This window comes from Micromonospora sp. R311, assembly GCF_056780015.1.
Map to the genome: position 1 here is coordinate 15,644 of NZ_JBSWCE010000017.1, position 23,713 is coordinate 39,356.

At 74.7% G+C, this 23,713-nt stretch carries 24 protein-coding genes and 1 pseudogene; 11 read left to right on the forward strand and 14 right to left on the reverse strand.

All coding sequences use genetic code 11. From position 1 onward, the window contains the following. Positions 1 to 3 precede the first annotated feature (3 nt). From AC1WTP_RS16095 to AC1WTP_RS16105, 3 genes and pseudogenes are all read right to left on the reverse strand, one after another. Positions 4 to 1,245 (reverse strand): AAA family ATPase, encoded by a 1,242-nt coding sequence (locus AC1WTP_RS16095; RefSeq protein ID WP_481650067.1) that lies wholly within the window; start codon positions 1,243 to 1,245, stop codon positions 4 to 6. A 156-nt stretch (positions 1,246 to 1,401) separates the two neighbouring features. After that, positions 1,402 to 1,806 carry an LppU/SCO3897 family protein gene (locus AC1WTP_RS16100; RefSeq protein WP_481650188.1) on the reverse strand — a complete coding sequence of 135 codons (405 nt, stop codon included), beginning with the start codon at positions 1,804 to 1,806 and terminating at the stop codon, positions 1,402 to 1,404. Positions 1,807 to 2,411: 605 nt separating this feature from the next. Continuing rightward, positions 2,412 to 2,675 (reverse strand): annotated as a pseudogene (locus tag AC1WTP_RS16105) (LppU/SCO3897 family protein); the annotation flags it as partial. Between the two features lie 676 nt (positions 2,676 to 3,351). On the opposite strand from AC1WTP_RS16105, the gene AC1WTP_RS16110 reads away from it, so the two are divergent. Then, positions 3,352 to 4,380 (forward strand): EamA family transporter, encoded by a 1,029-nt coding sequence (locus AC1WTP_RS16110; protein ID WP_481650068.1) that lies wholly within the window; start codon positions 3,352 to 3,354, stop codon positions 4,378 to 4,380. Between the two features lie 64 nt (positions 4,381 to 4,444). Here AC1WTP_RS16110 and AC1WTP_RS16115 read toward each other — a convergent pair whose 3' ends face one another. The 5 genes from AC1WTP_RS16115 to AC1WTP_RS16135 all read right to left on the reverse strand — a co-directional run bounded on the left by AC1WTP_RS16115 (position 4,445) and on the right by AC1WTP_RS16135 (position 11,160). Next, positions 4,445 to 7,636, reverse strand: a complete 3,192-nt coding sequence (locus AC1WTP_RS16115) for a UvrD-helicase domain-containing protein (RefSeq protein WP_481650069.1) — start codon at positions 7,634 to 7,636, stop codon at positions 4,445 to 4,447. Between the two features lie 61 nt (positions 7,637 to 7,697). Beyond that, positions 7,698 to 8,942, reverse strand: a complete 1,245-nt coding sequence (locus AC1WTP_RS16120; protein WP_481650070.1) for a metallophosphoesterase — start codon at positions 8,940 to 8,942, stop codon at positions 7,698 to 7,700. Between the two features lie 11 nt (positions 8,943 to 8,953). After that, the gene (locus tag AC1WTP_RS16125; protein ID WP_481650071.1) at positions 8,954 to 9,232 is read right to left on the reverse strand and encodes a MoaD/ThiS family protein; all 279 of its coding nucleotides are present in this window, start codon (positions 9,230 to 9,232) and stop codon (positions 8,954 to 8,956) included. Between the two features lie 3 nt (positions 9,233 to 9,235). Continuing rightward, entirely contained in the window at positions 9,236 to 10,249 is a 1,014-nt protein-coding gene (gene moaA / locus AC1WTP_RS16130) for a GTP 3',8-cyclase MoaA (RefSeq protein ID WP_481650072.1), read from the reverse strand. Then, positions 10,246 to 11,160 carry a fructosamine kinase family protein gene (locus AC1WTP_RS16135; RefSeq protein WP_481650073.1) on the reverse strand — a complete coding sequence of 305 codons (915 nt, stop codon included), beginning with the start codon at positions 11,158 to 11,160 and terminating at the stop codon, positions 10,246 to 10,248. The genes moaA and AC1WTP_RS16135 overlap by 4 nt, the downstream gene beginning before the upstream one ends. Before the next feature lie 259 nt (positions 11,161 to 11,419). On the opposite strand from AC1WTP_RS16135, the gene AC1WTP_RS16140 reads away from it, so the two are divergent. Genes AC1WTP_RS16140 through AC1WTP_RS16150 form a run of 3 tightly spaced genes read left to right on the forward strand, consistent with a single transcriptional unit; the run spans position 11,420 to position 13,161 of the window. Continuing rightward, positions 11,420 to 12,466 carry a DUF4192 domain-containing protein gene (locus tag AC1WTP_RS16140; RefSeq protein ID WP_481650074.1) on the forward strand — a complete coding sequence of 349 codons (1,047 nt, stop codon included), beginning with the start codon at positions 11,420 to 11,422 and terminating at the stop codon, positions 12,464 to 12,466. A 48-nt stretch (positions 12,467 to 12,514) separates the two neighbouring features. Further along, complete coding sequence (locus tag AC1WTP_RS16145) at positions 12,515 to 12,766, forward strand: hypothetical protein (RefSeq protein ID WP_481650075.1); 252 nt, start codon at positions 12,515 to 12,517, stop codon at positions 12,764 to 12,766. Then, positions 12,763 to 13,161, forward strand: coding sequence for a hypothetical protein (locus AC1WTP_RS16150; protein ID WP_481650076.1), 399 nt, complete (start codon positions 12,763 to 12,765; stop codon positions 13,159 to 13,161). Before AC1WTP_RS16145 ends, AC1WTP_RS16150 begins: the two co-directional genes overlap by 4 nt. A 57-nt stretch (positions 13,162 to 13,218) precedes the next feature. Here the strand turns inward: AC1WTP_RS16150 and AC1WTP_RS16155 are convergent, their stop codons facing one another. Together AC1WTP_RS16155 and AC1WTP_RS16160 are read right to left on the reverse strand one after the other, a co-directional pair. Further along, positions 13,219 to 13,413 carry a DUF397 domain-containing protein gene (locus AC1WTP_RS16155; RefSeq protein ID WP_481650077.1) on the reverse strand — a complete coding sequence of 65 codons (195 nt, stop codon included), beginning with the start codon at positions 13,411 to 13,413 and terminating at the stop codon, positions 13,219 to 13,221. Next, on the reverse strand, positions 13,401 to 14,147 hold the full coding sequence (locus AC1WTP_RS16160; protein ID WP_481650078.1) for a DUF5753 domain-containing protein: 747 nt from the start codon (positions 14,145 to 14,147) through the stop codon (positions 13,401 to 13,403). Before AC1WTP_RS16160 ends, AC1WTP_RS16155 begins: the two co-directional genes overlap by 13 nt. 363 nt (positions 14,148 to 14,510) lie before the next feature. On the opposite strand from AC1WTP_RS16160, the gene AC1WTP_RS16165 reads away from it, so the two are divergent. The 3 genes from AC1WTP_RS16165 (at position 14,511) to AC1WTP_RS16175 (ending at position 15,813) form a co-directional block, all read left to right on the forward strand. Beyond that, on the forward strand, positions 14,511 to 14,744 hold the full coding sequence (locus AC1WTP_RS16165; protein ID WP_481650079.1) for a hypothetical protein: 234 nt from the start codon (positions 14,511 to 14,513) through the stop codon (positions 14,742 to 14,744). Then, a complete protein-coding gene (locus tag AC1WTP_RS16170) occupies positions 14,741 to 14,992 on the forward strand; it encodes a flavin reductase (RefSeq protein ID WP_481650080.1) in 252 nt (83 codons plus the stop codon). Before AC1WTP_RS16165 ends, AC1WTP_RS16170 begins: the two co-directional genes overlap by 4 nt. A gap of 107 nt (positions 14,993 to 15,099) precedes the next feature. Beyond that, positions 15,100 to 15,813: a GAP family protein gene (locus AC1WTP_RS16175; RefSeq protein ID WP_481650081.1), complete on the forward strand. Its 714-nt coding sequence runs from the start codon at positions 15,100 to 15,102 to the stop codon at positions 15,811 to 15,813. An 85-nt stretch (positions 15,814 to 15,898) separates the two neighbouring features. Here AC1WTP_RS16175 and fdhD read toward each other — a convergent pair whose 3' ends face one another. Next, positions 15,899 to 16,759, reverse strand: coding sequence for a formate dehydrogenase accessory sulfurtransferase FdhD (fdhD, locus tag AC1WTP_RS16180; protein WP_481650082.1), 861 nt, complete (start codon positions 16,757 to 16,759; stop codon positions 15,899 to 15,901). 51 nt (positions 16,760 to 16,810) lie between these two features. Between fdhD and mobA the strand changes: the two genes are divergently transcribed. The 3 genes from mobA to AC1WTP_RS16195 all read left to right on the forward strand — a co-directional run bounded on the left by mobA (position 16,811) and on the right by AC1WTP_RS16195 (position 18,898). Beyond that, the gene (gene mobA / locus AC1WTP_RS16185; protein ID WP_481650083.1) at positions 16,811 to 17,422 is read left to right on the forward strand and encodes a molybdenum cofactor guanylyltransferase; all 612 of its coding nucleotides are present in this window, start codon (positions 16,811 to 16,813) and stop codon (positions 17,420 to 17,422) included. After that, on the forward strand, positions 17,419 to 17,685 hold the full coding sequence (locus tag AC1WTP_RS16190; protein WP_481650084.1) for a DUF6457 domain-containing protein: 267 nt from the start codon (positions 17,419 to 17,421) through the stop codon (positions 17,683 to 17,685). Before mobA ends, AC1WTP_RS16190 begins: the two co-directional genes overlap by 4 nt. 103 nt (positions 17,686 to 17,788) lie before the next feature. Beyond that, entirely contained in the window at positions 17,789 to 18,898 is a 1,110-nt protein-coding gene (locus tag AC1WTP_RS16195; RefSeq protein WP_481650085.1) for a T3SS (YopN, CesT) and YbjN peptide-binding chaperone 1, read from the forward strand. A 63-nt stretch (positions 18,899 to 18,961) separates the two neighbouring features. Here AC1WTP_RS16195 and AC1WTP_RS16200 read toward each other — a convergent pair whose 3' ends face one another. After that, positions 18,962 to 20,848, reverse strand: coding sequence for a beta-propeller domain-containing protein (locus AC1WTP_RS16200; RefSeq protein WP_481650086.1), 1,887 nt, complete (start codon positions 20,846 to 20,848; stop codon positions 18,962 to 18,964). A gap of 168 nt (positions 20,849 to 21,016) precedes the next feature. Continuing rightward, positions 21,017 to 21,475, reverse strand: coding sequence for an Lrp/AsnC family transcriptional regulator (locus tag AC1WTP_RS16205; protein WP_481650087.1), 459 nt, complete (start codon positions 21,473 to 21,475; stop codon positions 21,017 to 21,019). A gap of 59 nt (positions 21,476 to 21,534) precedes the next feature. Here AC1WTP_RS16205 and ddaH point away from each other — a divergent pair, with 59 nt between their 5' ends. After that, a complete protein-coding gene (gene ddaH / locus AC1WTP_RS16210) occupies positions 21,535 to 22,368 on the forward strand; it encodes a dimethylargininase (protein WP_481650088.1) in 834 nt (277 codons plus the stop codon). An 88-nt stretch (positions 22,369 to 22,456) separates the two neighbouring features. Here the strand turns inward: ddaH and AC1WTP_RS16215 are convergent, their stop codons facing one another. After that, the gene (locus AC1WTP_RS16215) at positions 22,457 to 23,653 is read right to left on the reverse strand and encodes an ABC transporter substrate-binding protein (RefSeq protein WP_481650089.1); all 1,197 of its coding nucleotides are present in this window, start codon (positions 23,651 to 23,653) and stop codon (positions 22,457 to 22,459) included. Positions 23,654 to 23,713: the final 60 nt, after the last annotated feature.

Consider the following 23,713-nt stretch of genomic DNA (forward strand, 5'->3'; position numbering starts at 1 on the left):
GCCTCAGGCCGGCTGGGTGCGCAGGTACCGGCCGAAGTGCGGGACGGTGAAGGCCACCGTGCCCCGCTCGCCGGAGTAGATCAGCCCCTTCTTGATCAGCGCGTCCCGCGCCGGGGAGAGGCTGGCCGGCTTGCGGCCGAGCGCCCGGGCGATCTCCGCGGTCGGCACGGCGGCGTCCATGTCGTCCCGGCCGCCCCCGTCCGTTTCCCCCTCGACCAGCGAGAGGGTGGCCATGGCGCGCATGTACTCGCGCTCGGCCGGGGTGGCCCGCTCGAACCGGGAGCCGAAGAACCCGACCGCCAGCTCCGCCTCCGCCTCGGGCGCGGCCACCCGCACGTCGGCGGCCGTGATCGGCGAGCGGGGGGCGTGGTCCCAGGTGGCCTTCCCGTACGCCTGCACGAAGTAGGGGTAGCCGCCGGACTTCTCGTAGAGCAGGTCGAGCGCCTTCTGCTCGTACTCGACCTCCTCGCGCTCGGCCGGCGCGCAGAGCGCCTGGTCGGCGGCGATCCGGTCGAGCCGATCGATCCGCTGGTAGCGGAAGAGCCGCTCGGAGTACGACTTGGCGGCGCTGAGCACGGCCGGCAGGTGCGGCAGCCCGGCGCCGACCACGATCAGCGGCGCGCCGAGCTGGGACAGTTCGTGGCAGGCGGCGCAGAGCGCGGAGACGTCCTCCGGGCCGAGGTCCTGCATCTCGTCGATGAAGACGGCGATGCCGGTGCCGACGTCGCTGGCCACCCCGGCGGCGTCGGTGAGCAGCTCGACCAGGTCGATCTCGATGTCGCCCGAGTCGGCCCGGCCGCTGGCCGCGGGCACGTCGATGCCGGGCTGCCAGCGGTCGCGCAGCTTCGGCGCGGCGCCGCCCCGGCCGGCCGGCGCGGACCGCTGCGCGAACGCCTTGAGCACCCCGAGGAAGGTGTCGATCCGGTCGGGGGCGCGGTGTCGCGGGGCCAGTTCGCGGACCGCCATGTGCAGCGCCGCGGCGATCGGGCGACGCAGCGACTGGTCCGGCCGGGCCTCGATCTTGCCGCTGCCCCAGAGCCGGTTGATCGCCTGCGAGCGGAGCGTGTTGAGCAGCACGGTCTTGCCGACGCCCCGCAGGCCGGTGAGCATCAGGCTGCGTTCGGGCCGCCCGCGCGCGATGCGCTCCAGCACGATGTCGAAGACATCCAGCTCACGCCCCCGCCCGGCGAGTTCGGGCGGACGCTGGCCGGCGCCCGGGGCGTACGGGTTGCGGACCGGATCCACGCATCGCACAGTATCGGGCCGTCTAGCTGCGAGGCTAGACATCCGTAGATGGGCCTACCGCGTGTCGCGCGCCTGATCCGCCCGGCCGGGAGTCGCCTCGACACAAAACTAGGGCTGTCTAGCGTCCACGCTAGACAGCCCTAGTTTTTGCGATGGCTACCGCTTCCGCAGGCAGAGCACGTAGTCGAGGAGGTCGACCGAGTTGTCGTGCACGTAGTGGGCCGTCGACCGCGGCGCCCGGGTCTCGCACTGGTCGGCGTCGGTGGTGGCCGGCAGCCGCAGCAGCACCTCGTACGTGTTCGGGCCGCACGGCACCTTGCGCAGCTCGGCGTCGTCGTCGGTGCCGTCGTTGACCACGCAGTCGCCCTTGGCGTAGTCGTCGTCCTCGCTCGGGCTCGGCTCCGCGGTGGACGGGTCCGCGCTCGGCACCCCGGTCGGCTCGAGCGGTGCGCTCACCGACGGCGCCGCGTCCGGGTCGTCGTCGGCGGCCTGCCACACCGCCCACCCGGCCAGGCCGAGGCAGGGGCAGAGAAGCAGCAGCACGACCAGGCCGATGATCAGGGCGATCTTCCCGCCACCGCCGCGCTTGGCCGGCGGGGCGGGCGGCATGCCGTACTGCCCCGGGGCGGGCGGCGGGGCGCCCCACTGGCCGGCCGGCGGGGCCGGCTGCGGCCCGGCCGGCGGAAACGGCCCGGGCGGCGGATAGCCGGCCCCCGACGTCGGCGGCGGATAGCCGGCCCCCGACGTCGGCGGCGGGTAGCCGGCTCCGTGGGGTGGCTGGCCCGGCCCCGGGGTCGGCGGCGGGTAGCCGCCGGCGGGCGGCGGCTGGGACGGGTCGGCCGGCTGCTGGGCCCACATCGGCGCGGTGGGCGGCTCGGCTCCGCCGGGCGCGGGCTGGCCCCACTGCGGCACGGTCGGCTGCTCCTGGCCGCCCGCGGGCTGACCCCACTGCGGGACGGTCGGCTGCTCCTGGCCGCCGGCGGGCGGCTGACCCCACTGGGGTGCGGGGGGCTGCTCCTGGCCGCCGGCCGCCGGCTGGCCCCACTGCGGCACGGTCGGGTCGACGGGGGGCGAGCCCTCCGGCCCGGCCGGCGGCCGCTGAGACGGGTCCTCCGGCTGGCCGGGTGGTCCGTAGGTGGTCATCTCTCCCCCAGGGGTGCGGTGGGTCAGCGCTGCTTCAGGCAGAGCACGAAGTCGAGGGTGTCCAGCTCGCTGTCGAAGAAGTACCAGTTGGTGTAGCCGGTCACCTTGGCGCACTTCGCCTCGGCGTCCCGCTCGCCGCTCGTCGCCCCGTCGAAGCGGCGCAGCACCTCGTACGTCTTCGGGTCGCAGTCGCTGATCAGCAGCTTGGGCTTGCCACCGGGCGACCCCTCGTTGCGGACGCACTGGCCGGCCTTGACGAACCGGGGGTCGGCGGACGCCTCCGGGGCCGGCGCGCTGGGCGGCGGAGCCGCGGCCGTCGGCTCCGCGCCCTCGGCGGTGGCCGAGGCGGTGCCTCCGACGGCGGTGGTCGACGCCGGGGCGTCGTCCTGGCCGAGCAGGTAGAGCGCCGCCGCCCCACCACCCAGGACGAGGACCAGCACGGCCGCCAGCACCGCGACCAACGGGCCGCGGGAGCGCTTGCGCTGCTGAGGCGGGACCGGCTGCCCGGCGTACGGGCCGGCCGGCGCGCCGACGTCGGGGTAGGACGCGTACGACTGCTCCGCGGGCCGGTAGGGGCCGGTGCCGAATCCGGGCTCGGCGTATCCCGGCTCGGTGGCGTATCCCGGCTCCGGGGCGTACGCCGGTTGGTTGGGGTAACCCGGTTCGGCGGGCGGGTACGGCCCGGACCCGTACCCGGTGCCGGGGTCGTAGGACGGCTCGGCGCGGCGGTAGGGGTCGGCGTACGGCTGCCCCGGCCCGTGCTGCGGGTGACGGCTCTCGGGCTCGTCCCACCCGTGCCGGCGGCCGGCCTCGTACTCCTCGTCGGGCCTTCGCCCCCGCCACGGCTCCGGGGATGCGCCCGGTGGTCCGTAGTTCGCCATGCCGCCCTCCTGGAACCAGTGGTGAGAGGCCGGCCACCAACGAGGGACGCCGACGCCCAGGCCACCGTAGCGTGGACCACCAATGAGCTCACCTCCGCCAAGTGCGTCCCCGCCCACCGGACCGGTCACCCGGCCCGGGCCGACCGTCACCCCGGGCCGCCCCGGTGTCGCCGCACCCGCGCTGATCTGGACCGCGCTGCTGCTGGTCTACGTCCTGTGGGGCTCCACCTATCTCGGTATCCGGATCGCGGTGGAGTCCATGCCGCCGCTCGCCTCGGCGGCCGCCCGGTTCGCCGCCGCCGGTCTGGTGCTCGCGGTCGTGCTGCGCCTGCGCCGCGGGCCGGGGGCGCTACGGGTCGACCGGCGCCAGCTCGCCTCCGCCGCGCTGGTCGGCGTGCTCCTGCTCGCCGGCGGCAACGGGCTGGTGGTGCTGGCCGAGTCCGGGCCGCCCGGGGTGGCGGTGCCGTCGGGCATCGCCGCGCTGCTGGTCGCCACCGTGCCGTTGCTGGTGGTGCTGCTCCGCTCGGCCACCGGCGACCGCCCCCGGCTCTGGACGCTGGCCGGGGTGAGCCTGGGCTTCGTCGGGCTGGTGCTGCTGGTGCTGCCGACCGGTGGCGCGGAGGTGGTGCCGATCGCCGGCGCGCTGACCGTGGTCGCCGGGGCGACCTCCTGGTCGGTCGGCTCGTTCCTGTCCGGCCGGATCCGGATGCCCAGCGACCCGTTCGTCGCCACCGTGTACGAGATGTTCGCCGGCGCGGCGGCGCTCGCCGTCCTCGCCGTCGGCCGGGGCGAGTTTCGCGGCTTCGACCCGGCCACGGTCACCACCCGGTCCTGGCTCGCGCTCGGCTACCTGATGGTGGCCGGCTCGCTGGTCGCCTTCACGGCGTACGTCTGGCTGCTGCACCACGCCCCGATCTCGCTGGTCTCGACGTACGCGTACGTGAACCCCGGGGTCGCGGTGGCGCTCGGCGCGCTGCTCGCGGCGGAGTCGATCACCGCGCAGGTGCTGCTCGGCGGCGCGGTCATCGTGGCCGGGGTGGCGCTGGTGGTGAGCACCGAACGCCCACGCCGGCCGGTCGACGCGGCAGCCCCGGAGCCGGCACGCCGGTGACGCCCGCCCGGGGCGGCCGGTCCGGTGAGCCGGTGACCCGCTGGGTCGCCGAGCGCCGGCCGGGTCAGATCAGCCGGAGCTGGCGGTCCTTCGGGCGGCGGGGCTCGGCGTCGCCGAAGCGTTCGAACAGGCCTGGGTCGATGGTGTCGAGGAACGGGGACGGGCGGCACTCGCGCTCCGAACCGTGCCGGCTGCGGCGCGCCGCGTGGCTGACGTAGAGCCGGTCCTGGGCGCGGGTGAGCCCGACGAAGAAGAGCCGCCGCTCCTCGGCCACCGCGTCGTCGTCGGGTTCCGTGCCGGGCCAGCGCAGCGGCAGCAGCCCGTCCTCGCAGCCGACCAGGAAGACCACCGGGAACTCCAGCCCCTTGGCCGCGTGCAGGGTGAGCAGGGTGACCGCCTCGGCCCGCGGGTCGAGCGCGTCCACCTCGGCGCCGGTGGCCAGCTGGGACAGGAAGAGCGGCAGGTCGTCGCCGCAGCGCCGGGCCAGCGGGGTGAGCAGGTCGACCGCCGACCAGACCTCCTCGGGCCGGACCGCACCGGAGCTGTCCAGGGTGGGCGCGGCGAACCGTTCGGCGAGCACCTGACCGGCGAGCCGCACCCGGGCCGGCAGGCCGCCGCCGAGCCCGTTGGCGTGGCGCAGTTCCCGGGCGATGGCGGCCACCCCGGGGCGGTCCCGCAGCCGGTCGTGCGAGCGCTTCTGCACCGGGATGTTGGCCCGAGCCAGCGCGTCCACGATCGGCGCGGCCTGCGCGTCGGTGCGGTAGAGCACCGCGATGTCGGAGAAGGAGAGCGAGGTCGACCGCCCGTCGATCCGGCCCGAGTCCAGCGACCGGTGGGAGAGGCCGCCGACCAGCTCGTCGACGGTGCGTACCACGAAATCGGCCTCGTCGGCGACGGAGGCCGCCGGGTAGCGGCCGACCAGCGGGGCCTCCGGGTCGAGCCGGGCCGGGTCCAGCCGGCGGCCGCGGACCAGTGACGACGGCGCGATGGCCTGCACCGCGGCGGCCAGGATCGGCGCCGACGAGCGGTAGTTGCGGTTCAGCCGGACCAGCCGGGCGTCGGTGAAGTCCTGGGAGAAGCTCAGGAAGTAGCCGACGTCGGCGCCGCGGAACGAGTAGATCGCCTGGTCCGGGTCGCCGATCGCGCAGAGGTTGCCGTCGGCGGGGCTGAGCAGCCGCAGCAGCTCGTACTGCACCGCGTCGACGTCCTGGTACTCGTCGACGAAGATCCACCGCCAGCGGTCCCGGTAGTGCTCGACCAGCGCCCGGTCGTCGCGCAGCAGCGCGACCGGAAGGGTGAGCAGCTCGTCCAGGTCGACCAGGCCCTGCTTGCGCAGCAGCGCGGTGTAGCCGGTCGGGTCGTCACCGGCCTCGGCGCGGGCCGCCGCCCGTTCCGCGTCGTCGGCGATCCGGAAGTCCACCGGCAGCCCGGCCGCCGCCGCGTTCTCCCGCAGGACGGTCAGCCCGAGCGAGTGGAAGGTGCCGACGGTGACGTCCTCGGCGACCGGGCCGAGCAGGCCGTCGAGGCGGTGCCGCAGCTCCTCGGCGGCCCGCCGGGTGAAGGTGATCGCCAGGCAGTGTTCCGGGAAGACGTTCAGCTCCGCGCAGAGGTACGCGATCCGGTGGGTCAGCGTCCGGGTCTTGCCGGTGCCCGGCCCGGCCACGATGAGCAGCGGCCCGCCCGGTGCGGAGGCGGCCACCCGCTGCATCGCGTCGAGCCGGTCCAGCAGGCCGGTGCCCACCTCCTCCATGCCGGCGAGCATCGGCTCGAACGGCTCGTGCGGCGAGGGCGGCGGGGCGATCGGCGGCGGTGGTGGGGCGGCCTTCCGCTTCGGCTCGGCCTTGGCCGCCGCCGGGCGCTTGGCCCGGGGTCTGGCCGCCGGCTCCGCGGGCTTCCGCTGCGCCGGCACCGGTACGTCGAACAGCGCCTCCGCCTGCGTCCCGGTGACCGGTCCGCGCAGCTCGGCCGGGTCGAAGAGGGTGATCACGCCGTACTCGCCGTCGTAGCCGGGAACCCGGCGCACATCGCCGCGGCGCAGCCGGCCGATCCCCTCGGCGAGCACCTCCCCGCCGACCCGCTCGATCTCGTCCAGCGGGGTCCGGGTGAGGATCTCCAGCTCCGGGCCGAGCGCGGCGAGCAGGTCGTTGAGCTTCCCCTCGACCTTCTTGGACCGGGCGCCGACCTTGTTGATCTCGCCGAGGATCTCGGCCAGCGGCACCAGGTGGGTCACCTCGCGGGCCTGCTCGGGGTGGTGTCCGGCCGGCCGGTCGGCCAGCTCCTCGACCCGGCTGAGCACGCCGACGGTGAGCGGCCTGCCGCACTCCGGGCAGCGCCCGCCGGCCGCCCGGGTCTGCTCGGGCGACCAGTTCACCCCGCAGAGCCGGTGCCCGTCGGCGTGGTACTTGCCCTCCTCGGGGAAGAACTCGATGGTCCCGGCGAGCCCGTCGCCGGTGCGCAGCGCGTCCCGGACGGCGAAGTAGTCGCGGGCGGTGGCGAAGACGGTCGCCTCCCGGGCCAGCGCCGGCGGCGAGTGCGCGTCCGAGTTGGACACCAGCCGGTACGCGTCCAGACTGCCGACCCGCCAGTTCATCTCCGGGTCGGAGGAGAGCCCGGTCTCCACCGCGAAGATGTGCTCGGCCAGGTCGGCGTAGCAGTCGGCGATCGCGTCGAAGCCGGACTTCGAGCCGAGGGCGGAGAACCACGGCGTCCAGATGTGCGCCGGCACCAGGTAGCCGTCTCCGCTGGCCTCCAGGGTGATCTCCAGCAGGTCCCGGGAGTCCAGGCCGAGGATCGGCCGGCCGTCGGAGCCGAGGTTGCCGATCCGGCCGAGCGCGGTGTTGAACCGGGCCACCGCGTCCAGGTCGGGCAGGTAGATCAGGTGGTGCACCTTGCGGGTCCGGTCGTCCCGCTTGTAGATCGTGGAGATCTCCACGCTGAGCATGAACCGCACCGGATCGCTCTCGGCCTCGCTGGCCAGCCGGGGCGGCAGCCGCCGGGCGATGTCCCGCTCCGCCTCCGGGCTGAGCCGGTAGAGGCCGGGCTCGGCCGGGTGCAGCGTCTCGCGCAGGTGGTCGTACCAGGCGGGGTGGGTGAAGTCGCCGGTGCCGAGCAGGCCGATGCCCTTGCGCCGGGCCCACCAGCCGAGGTTCGGCAGGGTCAGGTCCCGGCTGCACGCGCGCGAGTACTTCGAGTGGATGTGCAGGTCCGCGACGAACGGCGGGAGGCCACCGGGGGGTGCGGCGCTGAACGGAGGCACGCCGCATCCTGCCACGGCGCGCCGCGCCGCCGCGCGCCGCCACGCTCGGGCGTGAACTGCGCTATGCCGAGCGCAGCTCGACCAGGGTGATCTGCGGCTCGGCGCCGACCCGGACCGGCGGGCCCCAGAAGCCGGCGCCGTTGGTGACGTACACCTTGGTGCCGTCGACCTCGCCGAGGCCGGAGACCACCGGCTGCTGGAGCTTGACCAGCAGGTTGAACGGGACGATCTGGCCGCCGTGGGTGTGCCCGGACAGTTGCAGGTCGACGCCGAACTTCGCCGCCTCCACGGCGGCGACCGGCTGGTGGGCCAGCAGCACCACCGGCCGGGACGGGTCCCGGTCGCCGAGCGCCGCCGCGTAGTCGGCCGGCGCGGCCAGCCCGGTGCCGGCGGCGGTGACGTCGTTGACCCCGGCCAGGTCGAGCACGCCGCCGCGGGCCTGGATCTCCCGCCGCTCGTTCTGCAGCACCCGCAGCCCCAGCCGGTCCAGCTCCTGCACCCACTCCTCGACCCCGGAGTAGTACTCGTGGTTGCCGGTGACGAAGTAGCTGCCGTGCCGGGAGCGCAGGTCCCGCAGCGGCGCGGCGGCCTCGCCCAGTTCGGCGACCGAGCCGTCGACCAGGTCGCCGACGACCGCGACGAGATCGGCGTCCAGGCGGTTGATGGCGGCCACGATCCGCTCGGTGTGCGCCCGGCCGCGCAGCGGCCCGAGGTGGATGTCGGAGACGGTGGCGATGCGCAGCCCGTCCATGCTCCGCGGCAGCTTTGCCAGCGGGATCCGCACCCGGTCCAGCTGCGGCGGGCCGAGTGCGGTGCGCACGCCGTACCCGGTGAGGCCGGTGGCGGTGAGCCCGGCGAAGATCGCCGCCCCCCGGGCCAGCAGCAGCCGCCGGGCCGGGTCGTGGTCCGGTTGCCCGACGGCGCCGGCGGCCGGCGGGTCGGCCGGGCCCGCCGCGCCGACCAGGACCGGCTCGGGCGCGGCGGCGGTCGGCTCGGCCGCGGCCACCCGGCGGCGCGACACCAGCCGGGTCACCAGCATCGGCACTTCCAGCGCGACGAGCAGGACCAGCAGGTAGAACATCACGGCGAGCCAGAGGTAGCCGGGCCACGCCAGCCAGTAGAGCCCGGCCTGGGTGCCGACCAGGGTGGCCGGCACCAGCAGCGCCAGCACGAGCATGGTGATCCCGCCGACCCGCCGCCAGCGGCCGGGCACCGTGGTGTCCCGCACCAGCCGCTTCCACAGGTAGAGGTGGATCAGGCCGGTGACCAGCGCCAGGGTTCCCACGAACCCCAGAACGGCGAGCATGTGCGCCTCCCTCAGCCGCCGGCGAAGGGGGGCAGCACGTCGATCGTGGCCCCGGCCGGCAACGGCACCTGACGATCATGGCAGGCCACGCCGTCCACCAGGAAACTCGCCGCCCGCAACACGGCGGCGAGCCGGTCGCCGTGCCGCTGCCCCAACTCGTTGACGAGGTCGTCGAGGGAGCGCCCGGCGGTCACGGTCTCCTCGGTGCGGCCGGCCGCGGCGCGCGCCCCGGCGAAGTAGCGCACGGTCAGCGGCGCGGGCCCGGCGGCCGGCCGGGTCGGGTCGGTCACGGTTCAGCCTCCGATGGCCGACATCGGCCGGGCGGGTTGCAGGAACGTCGGGTCGTCGATGCCGTGGCCGGCCCGCTTGCCCCACATCGCGGTGCGCCACCGCCGGGCGATCTCGGCGTCGTCCGCCCCGGCCCGCAGCGCCCCGCGCAGGTCGGACTCCTCGGTGGCGAACAGGCACGCCCGCACCTGGCCGTCGGCGGTGAGCCGGGTGCGGTCGCAGTCGCCGCAGAACGGCCGGGTGACGCTGGCGATCACGCCGACGCGGGCCGGGCCGCCGTCGACCAGCCAGGTCTCGGCCGGCGCCGCGCCGCGTTCGCCCGGGTCGGGCCGCAGGTCGAAGGTGGTACGCAGGGCGGCGAGGATCTCCTCCGCGGTGACCATCGCGGACCGGTCCCAGCCGTGCTGCGCGTCCAGCGGCATCTGCTCGATGAACCGCAGCTCGTAGCCGTGGTCGAGGGCGAAGCGGAGCAGCGCGGGCGCCTCGTCGTCGTTCACGCCGCGCATCAGCACCGCGTTGACCTTCACCGGGGTGAGCCCCGCCTCGACGGCACCGGCCAGGCCGGCCAGCACGTCGGCGAGCCGGGGCCGGCGGGTCAACCGGGCGAACCGGTCGGCGTCGAGGGTGTCCAGCGAGACGTTCACCCGGTCGAGCCCGGCGGCCCGCAGCGTCGGGGCGAGCCGGCCCAACCCGATGCCGTTGGTGGTCAGCGAGATCCGCGGGCGCGGTTCGAGCGCCGCGACCTCGGCGACGATGTCGACCAGCCCGGGCCGGATCAGCGGCTCGCCGCCGGTGAAGCGCACCTCGGTGACGCCGAGGTCGCGCACCGCGACCCGGACCAGCCGGACGATCTCCGCGTCGGTGAGCAGTTGCGGGCCGGCGAGCCAGGGCAGGCCCTCGGCCGGCATGCAGTAGGTGCAGCGCAGGTTGCACTTGTCGGTGAGGGAGACCCGCAGGTCCCGGGCGACGCGGCCGTACCGGTCGACGAGGAGGCCGTCGGTCGGCCGGGCGGCGGTCACCTGTCGACGGTAGCGCGCGCGAGCCCGCCGAGGGCGGTCCGGGCGGCCCGGGTGACCGCATCGCGGTACGCGGCGCCGAACAGGGCGGTGTGCACGAGCAGCAGGTGGAGCTGGTGCAGCGGCACCCGGTCCCGCCATCCGTCGGCCAGCGGCCACGCCTCGTCGTATGCGGCGAGGATCCGGTCCAGGTGCGGTGCGCCGCCGAAGAGGGCCAGCTGGGCCAGGTCGGTCTCCCGGTGCCCGCCGTGCGCCGCCGGGTCGACCAGCCAGGCCCGGTCGTCGGCGCCCCAGAGCACGTTGCCCGGCCACAGGTCGCCGTGGATCCGGGCCGGCGGCTCGTCGCCGCCGAACTCGCCGATCCGCTCGGCCACCTCCTCGACCAGGGCGACCTCGGCGCCGGTCAGCGCCCCGCCGTCGACCGAGCGGCGCAGGTACGGCAGCAGCCGGCGGCGGGCGAACCAGCTCGACCACGGGCCGGGATCGGGGGTGTTGTCCGCCGGGAGCGCCCCGATGAAGCCGGGCCAGTCGGCCCCGAAGGCCGGCGCTCCGGCCCGGTGCAGCCCGGCCAGCTCGCGGCCGAAGCGCTCGGCCGCCTCGGCGCTCGGCTCACCGGGCTCGACCCATTCCAGCGCCAGCAGCTCCGGCAGCGCCACGAGCACCTCCGGTACGGCCACCGTGCCGGCCTCGCGCAGCCAGCGCAGGCCGGCGGCCTCGGTGGCGAAGAAGCCCTTCGGCGCCGGCCGCCCGGCCCGCTCCGGCCAGGTCTTGGCGAAGATCGAGTGACCGTCGTCCAGGGTCAGCCGGGAGGCGGCACAGATGTCGCCCCCGGCCACCGGCGTCTCCCGGATCCGCTGGTGGGTCAGGAAGGTCGGCAGGTGGGACGGGTGCGCCCGCAGGTACGCCAGGTCCATGAGCGCAAGGTAGTCGCTCGCCGCCGCCCGCGCGCCCGCCCGCCCCGCATCGCGTCCGGGTGACCGCAGGTTCTCCCCGGATCTTGGAGGATTTCGGCCCCTCCAGGGGCCGTTTCCCACCAAGATCTCGCGGAACCGGCGCCTGGGGGACAGGTGGCGGATCGTGGTGAGCAGGGTCGATACGGTGGGTAGCTGTGGATGAACGGCGTGTCGTCCACAGGGGCTGCCGGGCCGGGCCGCCGGATCGCAGGCTGCGGGCATGACCTCGACCGACCGCCCGCGGCTCGCCGTCCGTTCCCCCGCCGACCTCATCGCCGCCGTGCCCTACCTGCTCGGCTTCCACCCCGCCGACAGCGTGGTCGTGGTGGCCATGCACGGCCGGCGGATCACCTTCGCCGCCCGGGCCGACCTGCCCGGGCCGGCCGTCGACCCGGCATCGCCGGCCCGGCACCTCGCCGAGGTGATCGCCCGCCAGCACGCCGAGTCCGCCACCGTGCTGGGCTTCGGTCCGGCGAGTCGGGTCACCCCGGCCGTCGACGCGGTGCGGGCGGCGCTGGCCGAGGCCGGGCTCACCGTGCTCGACGCGCTCCGGGTCACCGACGGCCGGTGGTGGTCGTACGTCTGCGCCGAGCCGGAGTGCTGCCCGCCCGACGGCACCCCGTACGACCCGGGCGCCAGCGAGGTGCCCGCCGCCGCGGTCTTCGCCGGCCAGGTCGCCCTGCCCGACCGGGCCGCCCTGATCGCGCAGGTGGCCCCGGCCGGTGGCCCGGTCCGGGTGGCGATGCGCCGGGCCGCCGCCCGCGCCGAACGGCGGCTGACCGAGCTAATCGCCAAGGCTCCCGCAGCCGACCTGCTCGGCGGGCGGTCGCTCCGCGCGGCCGGCGTGGCGGCCGTCCGGGCGGCGCTGCGGCGGCAGCGGCGTGGCGAGCGGCTCACCGACGACGAGGTGGCCTGGTTGAGCCTGCTCCTGACCCACCTGCCGGTACGCGACCACGCCTGGGAGCGCACCGACGGGCGGGACGAGGACATCGCCCTCTGGACCGACGTGCTGCGCCGGGCCGAGCCGGAGCTGATCGCCGCGCCGGCGAGCCTGCTCGCGTTCGCCGCCTGGCGGGCCGGGCAGGGGGCACTGGCGGCGGTGGCGCTGGAGCGGGCGCTGACCGAGCACCCCGACTACTCCCTCGCGGCGCTCCTGGACGACCTGCTCCGCCGGGGCGTACCGCCGTCGGAGCTGGACGGCTGGCCGGCGGTGGGGATGCCCGGGGTGGTCCGCCGGCGCAAGCGGAGCCGTCGTGGCGTCCGCTGAGCGGGCGGTGCCACCGGCGGTACTACCGAGACGGCTAGACTTTCCGCCATGACGTCGAAGCGTTCCGTCAGCCTGCCCGATGACGTCGCCGAGTGGCTCGACCGGCAGCCGAACGTGTCCGCCGCGATCACCGCCGCCGTCCGGGCCCAGATGGCGGGCGCACAGCTCGATGAGGCCCTGCGCCGGGCGGGAATCGAGGTCACCGAGGCCGGCAAGGCACGGTGGCGCGAGCGCCTGGCCGAGCCGATCCCGGACGAGGCGCTGGCCGAGGGCCGGCGGATGCTGGGGGACGTCGCGTGAGCCGGGACGTCGCGGTCGTCCTGGACGCCTCCGCGCTGCTGTCGTACGTCGAGGGCCGGGCCGCCGTCGGCGAGCTGATAGCCGAGGTCGCCGAGGAGGGTCGGCAGGTCGCCGTGCCGGCCGCCTGCCTGGCCGCCGCCCACGCCGCCACGTCGAGCGAGATCGGTGCCGCACTCCTCGCGCTGCTGATGACCGCGCCTGTCGTACGGATGCTGCCGCTCTCCGGTGACGACGCGCGGGAGACGGGCGTACTCGCTCGGGCTGCCGGGGGTGACATCGCGCTGGGCCACGCCGCGCGGGCCGCCCTCGCGTACGAGGCGCACGTCGCCACCGCCAGGCCGGCCGCTGCCGCCGCCGTCCTGCCTGAGAAGTGGAGCATCCTCGCGCTCGACTGAGAGAACCCTTGGCTGGAGCCTTCGTGCTGGTCGTGGGACGGGTGCAGGGTTCTGCCGCTACGCCCGATCGGTGACCTGACCGATGAAGGAACGCCAGGCGGCGGGCGTGAAGGCCAGGCAGGGACCGGACGGGTCCTTGGAGTCACGAACGGCGACCACGCCGGGCAAATTGTCGGCGACCTCCACGCAGTTGCCGCCGTTTGAGCTGCTACGGGCGCTCTTGCGCCAACGGGCGCCGGTCAGGTCAGCCATGCTCGCGCTCTCATGAAGTCGATGGACTGGTTTCGCGGAAGCGCTACCGACCTGACGGTATCCCAGACCGCCCAAAGCGGAGCAACGTCATTTGTGATGCGCCCAGCCGCTTGATCGTCGAGGTAGCCGACGTCCTCACCGTCGGGCGTGGTCGCTATGACGAACGGTCCCGCCTGACCTGGGTGCAAGCCCGCGTCCAGGGGAACGATGTGCACCAGGATGTTCGGTCGCTGTGCCATTGCTACCAGGTGATCGAGTTGCGGGTGCATGAGTTCGGCGTCGCCGCGGCGTAGCGCCGCCTCGTCGATCACGAAGACCGCCAGCGGTGGGCGGGGCTGGTCGAAGACTGCGGCCTGCCGACGAAGTCGCGTGTCGACGTAGCTCTCCGCCTCCGAAATCAGCGGGCTGCTGGCGAGGACGGCGCTGGCGTAAGCCTCGGTCTGGAGGAGCCCCGGGATGACGGCTGACTCGTAGCACCGCAGGCCGATCGCGTCGCGCTCGATGTCGGTCCACGGCCGGAACCAGGCCGGCTCTCGTCGCTTCAGCACGTCCGGCCACAACTCAACAACGTCCTTCTTCAGGATGGCCGCTACCTGGGCGCGATGTCGGGTCTGTGGGATTCGTCCGTGGCTCACCCAGCGTGCTGCCGTCTTCGGATCAACACCGATCTGAGCTGCAAGGCTCTCGGCAGTCTCCCCGGCTTCGGCCATAGCGGCCTTCACCGCACGATTCATCCCCAACCCTTCATCGAACGTCCCGTACGTCCGAAGTACATAGTGCAACGCAGTGTGCTCGTTCAACAACAGTCGGCAAGGTGGCATCTGGAGGCGCGGCCGGCGGAGGACCCGAACTCGATGGTCGTGCTCCGGGGCCGCCTCGGCGAGGGGCGGGGCGGCCCCCTTCCACATCACGAGGGAGGTACCCGTGCGACTCACGTTCTGGCGCCGTAAGCCCGCCCCGGCACCAACTCCGCTCCGGGTGCCCCGGAACGAGCGACCGAACTGGGCACAGCCAACGGCCGTGCTCCCGACCGCCGGCCCGGGTCGGGCGGGGAACCTGACTCCGGCCCAGCGGTGGCGGGCGAACGGGGGTCGGTGGTGAGCCTGACCGTCGGCAGCACGATCCGGGTGCCCGAGGACTCCTACCGGTTCGGCACCGGGCCGCTCACGCTGCACGTCACCGAGATCCTCAGTCGCGGGCCGTTCGAGGGGCACATCTGGGCGGAGGTCCGCGGGCACGACGTACGCGAGGACGGGTCGCTGGCCGTCCGCGCGCGCTTCGCCTTCGTCCGGGTCGACCGGGTCCGCGTCGTACGCGTGGTGAGCCTGTGAGCCGCCGGTCCCGTGACCACCTGCCCACCCGGCCGACCTGGCGCTGCCAGGCGTGCGGGATCGCCTGGCCGTGTTCGGCGGCCAAGCTGCGCCTGCTCGCCGAGTACCGGACCGACCCGGTGGCGCTGCTGGTCCACCTCGCCACCCTCCAGGCCGAGGCGACCGCGGAGCTCGCCGGGCCGGACCACGCCACACCGCCGGTCGCGCTGGCCGAGCGGTTCACCAACTGGGCGCGACCGCGCGGATAGCCGCTCCTCCATCCCGGGAAGGACGCGCCGATCCTCCTGCGGGGCGAGTCGACCGTCCGGGGGACTCTGGAGAATGATCAGGTGGCCGTACTCCTCAGTGGTCTGTCATGAGCATCGGTCTGCTGCTCGCGCTCGCGGGTCTGGCGCTGGTCGACAGCACCAGCATCGGCACCCTCTTCATTCCGGTGTGGTTGCTGCTCACGCCCGGCCCGGTCAACGCCCGGCGGATCCTGACCTACCTCGGCACGATCGCCGGCTTCTACTTCGCGGTCGGGCTGCTGCTGGTCTGGGGCGGTAGCCGGCTGGCCGACGCGCTCGGCGGCGCGCTGGACAACCGGCCGGTGCTCTGGGCGCAGCTCGCGCTCGGGGTCGGGCTGTTCGTGCTGAGCTTCCGCTACGACGGCAAGCGCCGCCGGCCGGGCGGGGGTGCGGTGCTGCGCTGGCGGGACCGGGCCACCTCCGGTGACGCCTCGGCCCGCTGGCTGGTCGGGCTGGCGCTGCTCGCCGCGCTGGCCGAGGTGGCGACGATGCTGCCGTACCTCGGCGCGCTGGGTCTGCTGACCACCTCCGGGCTGGGCGCGGTGGCGGTGGTGGCGCTGCTCGCCGGCTACTGCCTGGTCATGGTGGTGCCGGCGGTGCTGCTGCTGGCCGCCCGGGTGGCCTGGCCGACCCGGATCGAGCCGGTGCTGGCCCGGCTGAACGCGTGGATCATCCGGACCTCCGGCAGCGCGCTGGGCTGGGTGCTCGGCATCGCCGGGTTCCTGCTGGCCCGCGACGCCGCCTTCCGGCTGGGGCTGTTCGACGCGTTCAGCCAGCGCTGATCGACGCCGTTCCGCCGATCTGGCGGTGACCCGCTGACCGGTATACCGCCAGGTCGCCGACCTGCCGTGCGGGCGGGCCGGCCGGTCAGCCGAGCGTGACCCGGTGCGGGTGGGCGTAGACGTTCATGGTCCGGCCGCGCAGGAAGCCGACCAGGGTCAGCCCGGCCTCCTCGGCCAGGTCGGCGGCGAGCGTGCTCGGCGCGGAGACCGCCGCCAGTAGCGGCACCCCGGCCATCCACGCCTTCTGGGTCAGCTCGAAGCTCGCCCGTCCGGAGACCAGCAGCACGTGCCCGGCCAGCGGCAACCGCCGTTCCCGGACGGCCCAGCCGACCACCTTGTCCACCGCGTTGTGCCGGCCCACGTCCTCGCGCAGCACCACCAGCTCGCCGTCGGCGGTGAAGAGGCCGGCCGCGTGCAGGCCGCCGGTGCGGTCGAAGCCCTTCTGCGCCGCGCGCAACCGGTCCGGCAGCCCGGCCAGGACCGCCGCCGGCACGGCGACCGGGTCGTCGGCCACCGCGAAGATCGACCGGGTACGCACCGACTCGATGCTCGCCTTGCCGCACACCCCGCAGGAGCTGGTGGTGTAGAAGTTCCGGGACGGGTCGGTCTCCGGCTCCGGCACGCCGGGCGCCAGCGTCACGTCCACCACGTTGTAGGTGTTGGGCGTCTCCGCCCCGGCGCAGAGTTGCGCGGTGTGCACGTCGTCCGCCGACCGGATCAGCCCCTCGGTCAGCAGGAAGCCGATCGCCAGGTCCAGGTCGTCACCGGGCGTCCGCATGGTCACCGCCAGCGGCCGCCGTCGCCCCGGGCCGGCCGGGCCGACCCGGATCTCCAGCGGCTCCTCCCCGCTCAGGCTGTCCCGCCGCCGGGTGGCGGCGGGCCGCCCGTCAGTCGCCGCGTCGAGGTCGATCCGGAGCACACTCCGGCGATCAGTCGCCCGTCCCATCCCGCCATCCTGCCCCGCCCGCCGAACCGCCCGCACCGCTACCGTGGCCTGATGACGGCGTACGCGGCGGTGGTGCTCGCGGGCGGCGCGGCGCGCCGGATGGGCGGGGTGGACAAACCCGCCCGCCCGGTCGGCGGCCGCCCGATGCGCGACCGGGTGCTGGCCGCCGTCGCCGACGCCGCCCCGCGCGTCCTGGTCGGGCCGGTCGGGCCGGTGCCCGACGGCGTCCAGGTGACCCGGGAGGAGCCGCCCGGCGGCGGGCCGGTCGCCGCCACGGCCGCCGGGCTGGCCCGGCTCGACCCCGACACCCCGGTCGTCGCGCTGCTCGCCGGCGACCTGCCGCTGCTCACCCGGGAGGCGGTCGGGCACCTGCTGCGCCGCCTCGACGCCGAGCCGGGCCGGCCGGGCGCCGTGGCCGACGGCGCCTGCTTCGTGGACGCGGACGGGCGGCGGCAGACCCTCTGCGGGGTGTGGCGGGTGCCGCCGCTGCGGGTCGCCGTCGACCGCCTCGCCGCCGGGCGGGGGCTGGCCGGCGCCCCGATCCGCGCGCTGCTGGGCGGGCTGACCATCCGCGAGGTGCCCTGGTCCGCTCCCGGCCCCCCGCCCTGGTTCGACTGCGACACTGACTCAGACGTACGCCGGGCGGAGGAGTGGGTGCAATGACGGTGATGGACGACTGGGTCACGGCGGCCTGTGCCGAACTCGGCCTGGACCCGGCCCAGGTGCCGGTGCCGGCGGTGCTCGACCTGGCCCGGGACGTCGCCCACCAGGTGCTGCGGCCGGGCGCCCCGGTCACCGCGTACCTACTCGGGCTGGCCGTCGGGCGCGGGGCGGACCCGGCCGACGCCGCCGGGCGGCTCGGCGCGCTGGCCGGTGCCTGGCCGGTCGAACTCGGCGCCGGGCGCCCGGACGAGACCCCGGCCTGACCCCCGGGCCCGGCCCGCGGGGCCGCCGCTGTCCGATCCCGGTCCGGGCTGATTCGACCTCCGGGCGACGTGGGTAGGGTGACCTTGACGGACGGAGGCGATCATGACGGCTGACCACCCCTCGGCGCCGGTCGGTGGCCCGCCCGGCGGGACGCCGGAGCAGCACGAGTCGATCCTGCTCGACGAGCCGAGCACGGCCGACCTGCGGGCGAAGGTGACCCAGGCGTGGCAGGAGTTCGCCCGGGCGCTGGCCGACCGGCTGGCGGCGCTGCCCGCCGGGGCGCACCTGGAGGTGACCCTCGACCCGACCGCCTCCGGCACCGGCGACGCCATCTACTCGATCAGCGTGGACGCCGGCCCGGAGGGGACGTTCGCCGCCCGGGCGGTCGGCAACGCCAGCCTGCCCCAGGGCTACCGGCTGGACCGCAACGCGGTGGCGGACATGATCGCGCTCGGCTGGTCACCGCCGGGCGTGGTGGAGGGCTCCGGCGAGTACTTCGGGCTGGACTCCTCGACGGCCGACGCCGTCCGGCTGGCGGCGCTGCTCTCCCGGACGCTGCGCGACGTCTACGGCGCCCCGCACCCCGCCTTCCTCGTCTACCTGGTGCACGACGCCGAGGGGGAACCGCTGCCGGTCGAGCCGCTCGGCACCGCGCGCAGTGAGTTCGGCCCGGACCGGAACGTCGAAGCCGACCTGGACGAGGCGTTGGCCGCCGCGGCCGCCGCGAGCAAGTCCGGCGAGAGCGACGTGCTGGCGCTGGCCGAGCGGGTCCGCACGGTGGTGTCGGCCATGCTGAAGTCGGATTCCGACCGGCTCCAGGTCGACTCGGACGGCGACATCAACATCCGGGCCGGCTCGGCGATGGTCTTCGTCCGGGTGCGCGACAATCCGCCCCTGGTCGACGTCTTCTCCCCGGTGCTCACCGAGGTCGAGCCGACCGAGCGGCTCTACGTCAAGCTCTCCGAACTGACCAACCGGATGCCGATCGGCCGGCTCTACTGCGCCGACGACACCGTCTGGGCGTCCATCCCGGTGTTCGGCCGCAACTTCCAGCCGACCCACCTGATGCTCGCCGTGCAGGTGATGACCGGCCTCGCCGACGAGTTGGACGACCGGCTGCACGGCGAGTTCGGCGGCAAGCGCTTCTTCGGCGAGGGGGACAAGCCGGTCAAGCGGGACGACGGGGAGCACCGCACCGGCATGTACCTCTGACACCCCTCGCGGGTGGGACCCGGAGTCCCCGAGAAACCGGGCCCCACCCGTGGGGAGGGCGGATCAGGTCGAGGGGAGCCAGGCGAGGCTCCGCGCGGTGGTCGGGTCGGAGGCCCTCAGGCCCGCCTCGGAGACGGTCCAGAGCGTGTCGCCGACCAGCAGCGACCGGCTCACCATGCCCGCCGCGCCGGGGTGACGCACCGTGCCGACCGCGGCGATCGCGTCGCCGGTCACCCGGAGCAGGCGTACGTGGTCGTCGACCGGGATGGCGACCAGGCCGGTGTCCGGGTGGTGCAGGAAGGCGTGCGGGTCGAACTCCACCGCGGAGTAGGCGTCGGGCACGTGGTAGCGGTCGAGCCGGGTCGGTCGGGCCGGGTCCCGGACGTCGAAGAGCGAGACCTGGAGCCCCTGCACCCGTCCCCGGCCGTCGGCCTCCTGCCCCACGCCGAGCAGCCGCCCGTCGGGCAGCGGGTGCAGGTACCCCGAATAGCCGGTGATCTTCAGCTCGCCGGTGACCCGGGGCGCGGCCGGATCGGTCAGGTCGAGCGAGTAGAGCGGGTCGGTCTGCCGGAACGTGACCACGTAGCCGACGCCGCCGAGGAAACGCACCGAATAGATCCGCTCGCCCCGACCCAGGCCACTGACCTCGCCGACCGGCACCAGCGCCTCACCCTCCCGGCGCAGCACGTGCACGCCGGACTCCGACCGCGCGCTGCCGGCCCGGCTCTCCTCGACGGTGGTGGCGATCCGCAGGTGCCCCTGCCACTCCGACAGCGCGTACTGGTTGATCAGCCAGCCGGGCACCGAGCCGGCGCCCGCGTACCGGGGGCGGCCCCGCGCGGCGGTGTCGAACTGGTAGACGTCGGTGATCTGCTCGGGCGCCCGCCGACCCCACCGGGGCGAGCCGGGTTGGTCGGCCGGCGGCCGTTGCCCGGCGAGATAGAGGCTCCGCCCGTTGCCGTAGACGGTGTCCGCGTCGGCGGCCACGCTGACCGGGTCGCCGTCGCCGAGCCGGTCGGCGGTCAGGTCGAAGCTGAGCACGGTCAGCGTCGACACCCCGGAGAAGCGGCTGGGGCGGCTCAGCCGCTCGCAGCCGACCCGGCCGGTGTGCCGGAGCGCGCCCTCGGTCCACTCGTACGCCGGCAGCCAGGCGTCGATCCCGGCGGTCGCGATCACCGCCCGGTTGCTCGCCGTCCGCTGCGCGTCGGTGGCCCGTTCCGGGTACGGGAAGGAGAGCCGGGCGGGTGACCTGATCACCACCCGGGCCGTGCTCCCGGTCAGCCGGGCGTCCGCCAGGGAGCCCTCGATGCGGTATGTGCCGGCCACCCGGGGCGCTCCGGTCAGGTCGACCAGGAGCAGCCGGGCGTCGGTGTCGTGCCGCCCGGCGGGCCGGGTCGCCGCCATGTCCGGCCACACCCGCGCGCCCGCGACGAGCACCAGGGCGCGGTCGCCGTGCAGCAGCAGGTTCTGCGCCCAGCCGACCGGCGGCGTGGTCCGGGCCAGGTCGAGGCGGCCGGTGACCCGGCGGGTGGCGGGGTCGACCACCCGCAGCACGTTGCCGGTGACCGTGACGATCCGCCGGCCATCGGTCTTGACCAGGTCCGGCTCGTCCGCGTCGGCCTCGTGGTTGTTGGTGCCGGTGTGCTGCGGGGCGGCCGGAGCGGCCGACCGCGCGCCGGCGGCATCCTTCGCCGCCCCCTCGGCGGCGTCGAGCGCGACCCCGGTGCGCCAGCCGGCGGAGAAGCCCCACGGGCCGACCGACGCGGAGGCGGCGGCGCGCAGCCCGGCGAGCGCCTCGGCGCAGGAGTCGAAGGAGACCAGCCGGAGCGCGGGTGGCTGCGGCGACGCCGGCGGCGCGACGGGCGTCGGTCTCGCCGCCGTCGTGCTGCCGGCGAGCAGGGCGAGTGCGACCAGCGTGCCGGCCGCGGCGGTGGGCATACCCCGTTTCATGGCCGGTTCGACGCCGGCCGCCCCGGCCCGGTTCCCGCCCGCCCGTCCCATCTCGCCGCCGCTGGCCGGTGCGGCGGCACGTCCCGGGTCCGGCGGCGGTGCGGAAAGCGGCACGTCTGCGGTCCGGAGGCGGCGGTGCGTCTGCGGACCGGAGGGCGGCGCGGCCGGTCAGCCGGCGGAGGGGCCGACGCCGGGGGACTCGACCAGCCGGGAGAGCACGATGGTGCTGCGGGTGGAGGTCACGAACGGCTCGGCCCGCAGCCGTTCCAGGGCCGCCTCCAGGTGGGCGATGTCCGCCGCGCGCAGGTGCACCAGCGCGTCCGCCTCGCCGGAGACGGTGTACGCGCCGACCACCTCCGGGTGCCGGCGGGCGGCCACGCCGATCTGCGCCGGGGTGGTCCGGCCGGCGCAGAACAGCTCGACGAACGCCTCCGTGGTCCAGCCGACGGCGGCCGGGTCGACGACGGCGGTGAATCCCCGGATCACCCCGGTGGCGCGCAGTCGGTCCACCCGTCGCTTGACCGCCGGGGCGGAGAGTGACACCCGGGTGCCGATGTCCGCGTACGAGGCGCGGGCGTCGGCGACGAGCAACGCAATGATCCGCTGGTCAACGGCATCTATCTGCAACGTTCCGCCTCTGGCATGCAATGGTTGTGGCTGTTACCAAAGTTGTAGGGTACCTACTCTTGGTGACCGTGAACCAGCAGCGAGTCCCGCGAAAGCGGACATATCTCATGTGCTCCCCCGAGCACTTCGCGGTCGAGTACGCGATCAACCCGTGGATGGACGTGACCACGCCGGTCGACCCGGAGCTGGCGGTCAAGCAGTGGGACCGGCTGCGCGAGACCCTGGTGGGTCTCGGTCACGAGGTGCACCTGCTCGCCCCCGAGCCGGGTCTGCCCGACATGGTGTACGCCGCCAACGGCGCCTTCGTCGTGGACGGGACGGTCTACGGCGCCCAGTTCAAGCACGAGCAGCGGGCCGCCGAGGCCGCCGCGCACCGGGCCTTCTACGAGTCCCGGGGCTGGCGGTTCATCGCGCCCAGCGAGACCAACGAGGGCGAGGGCGACTTCGCGTACCTGCCGGAGGCGCACGGCGGGCTGATCCTCGCCGGGCACGGCTTCCGCACCGAGCTGCCCGCGCACGCCGAGGCGCAGGAGGCGCTCGGCCGCCCGGTGGTGTCGCTGCGCCTGGTCGACCCCCGCTTCTACCACCTGGACGTGGCGCTGGCCTCGATCGACGACACCAACATCGTCTACTTCCCCGGGGCATTCTCGGCGGCCAGCCAGCGGGTGCTCGCCCAGCTCTTCCCGGACGCGGTGGTGGCGGACGACGAGGACGCCATGACGTTCGGGCTGAACCTGGTCAGCGACGGCCTGAACGTGGTGCTCAACAGCGAGGCGACCCGGCTCGCCGGCAAGCTCAAGGCCGCCGGCTACCACCCGGTGCCGGTGGAGTTGGCCGAGCTGAAGAAGGGCGGCGGCAGCGTGAAGTGCTGCATCGCCGAGCTGCGGCACTGAGCCGGACGCGACCCGGCCGGTTCACGTACGACCCGGGGCCGGCCTCCCGCGCGGGAGGCCGGCCCCGGCGCGTGTGCGGCTGGCCCGCTCAGCCGAGCGTGGCCAGCTCGTTGATCAGGATGTTGGAGAGCACCTGGCCGTCGTTCTGCACCTCGCGCAGGTACCACTTCTGCTGCGGGGTGCGCGGCTGGTTGAACTGCCAGATCCCGCGCGGGCTGTCGATCTGGCCGATCTTGCCGAGCGCCAGGTTGACCTGCTGTGGGTTGGGCTCCGCGCCGGCGAGCCGGATCGCCTGGTCCAGCACCTGCGCCGCGTCGTACGACGCCATCGCGTAGGTGGTGGGGGACGAGTTGTGCTTCTTCCGGTAGGCCGCGGCGAACCGGCGGTTGGCCGCGTTGTTGATGTCGGCCGAGTAGTTCAGCGCGGTGCGGATGCCCAGCGCGTACTGCCGGGGCTTGATGCTCTCGAGCACGGTGCCCTCGGTGAGGAAGCCGGGCGCGTAGATCGTCCCGGAGAAGCCCGACTGGCGCAGTTGCCGGATGAACTCGACCGCGGCGTCCCCGGCGAAGTGGCAGAACACCGCCGTCGGCTTCCGGTTGAGCGCGGTCCGGATGTCGGCGGCGTAGTCCGACTTGTTCGGGTCCGGCTTCGCCGACGTCCAGACCACCGGGTCCTTGATCCGGGAGTCGGAGGCGCCGAACTCCTCCCGGAACCCGCGCACCACGTCCTGGCCGCTGACGTCCTCCGGCACGATGATGGCCAGCTTGTCGGACGGCTTGAGCTCGGTCCTGAGGTAGCGGCCGAGCGCGCGGCCCGCCTCGTCCAGCACGTACGAGGTGCGCCAGATGTAGACGACGCTCTGCAGGCTGCTCGGCGAGGCGTTGGAGCCCACCAGGGGCACCCGGGCCTGCTCGACGGTGTTCCGGATGGCCACCATGACCTCCGAGCGGACCACGCCGGTGAGGGCGAGCACCCCCTCGTTGAGCAGGTTCTTGACGGCTTCCTCGCCGGTCTTGGCGCTGTCGCCCTCGTCGGCGGTCACCAGGGTGACCGGGTGGCCGCCGAGGCTCTGCTCGTTGAGGTCGAGGAAGAGCTCGAAGCCTTGTTTGATCTCGGAGCCGATCGCCTTGAAGCTGCCGGACGTCGGCGCCACGAGACCAATCTTGATCGGGCTTCCCGGGGTGGCCGGCTCGCCCTCCGACTCAGAGCCACATCCGGCTGCGAATCCGGCCGTACCCAGGGCGGCCAGCAGCTGGAGTGCCCGCCTGCGGTTCATCTGCGACACCGAGTTCCTTCCGGGAGCGTTGCAGGGCTGATCAGCGCCCCCTCGGCGTTCTACCTGCTT

Coding starts and splice junctions, on each gene's coding strand:
- AC1WTP_RS16140 (WP_481650074.1), top strand. CDS start 11,420: ATGACCTCGACCGACCGCCCGCGGCTCGCCGTCCGTTCCCCCGCCGAC.
- mobA (WP_481650083.1), top strand. CDS start 16,811: ATGACGGCGTACGCGGCGGTGGTGCTCGCGGGCGGCGCGGCGCGCCGG.
- AC1WTP_RS16195 (WP_481650085.1), top strand. CDS start 17,789: ATGACGGCTGACCACCCCTCGGCGCCGGTCGGTGGCCCGCCCGGCGGG.
- AC1WTP_RS16110 (WP_481650068.1), top strand. CDS start 3,352: ATGAGCTCACCTCCGCCAAGTGCGTCCCCGCCCACCGGACCGGTCACC.
- AC1WTP_RS16190 (WP_481650084.1), top strand. CDS start 17,419: ATGACGGTGATGGACGACTGGGTCACGGCGGCCTGTGCCGAACTCGGC.
- AC1WTP_RS16135 (WP_481650073.1), bottom strand. CDS start 11,160: ATGGACCTGGCGTACCTGCGGGCGCACCCGTCCCACCTGCCGACCTTC.
- AC1WTP_RS16155 (WP_481650077.1), bottom strand. CDS start 13,413: ATGGCTGACCTGACCGGCGCCCGTTGGCGCAAGAGCGCCCGTAGCAGC.
- AC1WTP_RS16175 (WP_481650081.1), top strand. CDS start 15,100: ATGAGCATCGGTCTGCTGCTCGCGCTCGCGGGTCTGGCGCTGGTCGAC.
- fdhD (WP_481650082.1), bottom strand. CDS start 16,759: ATGGGACGGGCGACTGATCGCCGGAGTGTGCTCCGGATCGACCTCGAC.
- AC1WTP_RS16145 (WP_481650075.1), top strand. CDS start 12,515: ATGACGTCGAAGCGTTCCGTCAGCCTGCCCGATGACGTCGCCGAGTGG.
- AC1WTP_RS16160 (WP_481650078.1), bottom strand. CDS start 14,147: ATGAATCGTGCGGTGAAGGCCGCTATGGCCGAAGCCGGGGAGACTGCC.
- AC1WTP_RS16200 (WP_481650086.1), bottom strand. CDS start 20,848: ATGAAACGGGGTATGCCCACCGCCGCGGCCGGCACGCTGGTCGCACTC.
- AC1WTP_RS16120 (WP_481650070.1), bottom strand. CDS start 8,942: ATGCTCGCCGTTCTGGGGTTCGTGGGAACCCTGGCGCTGGTCACCGGC.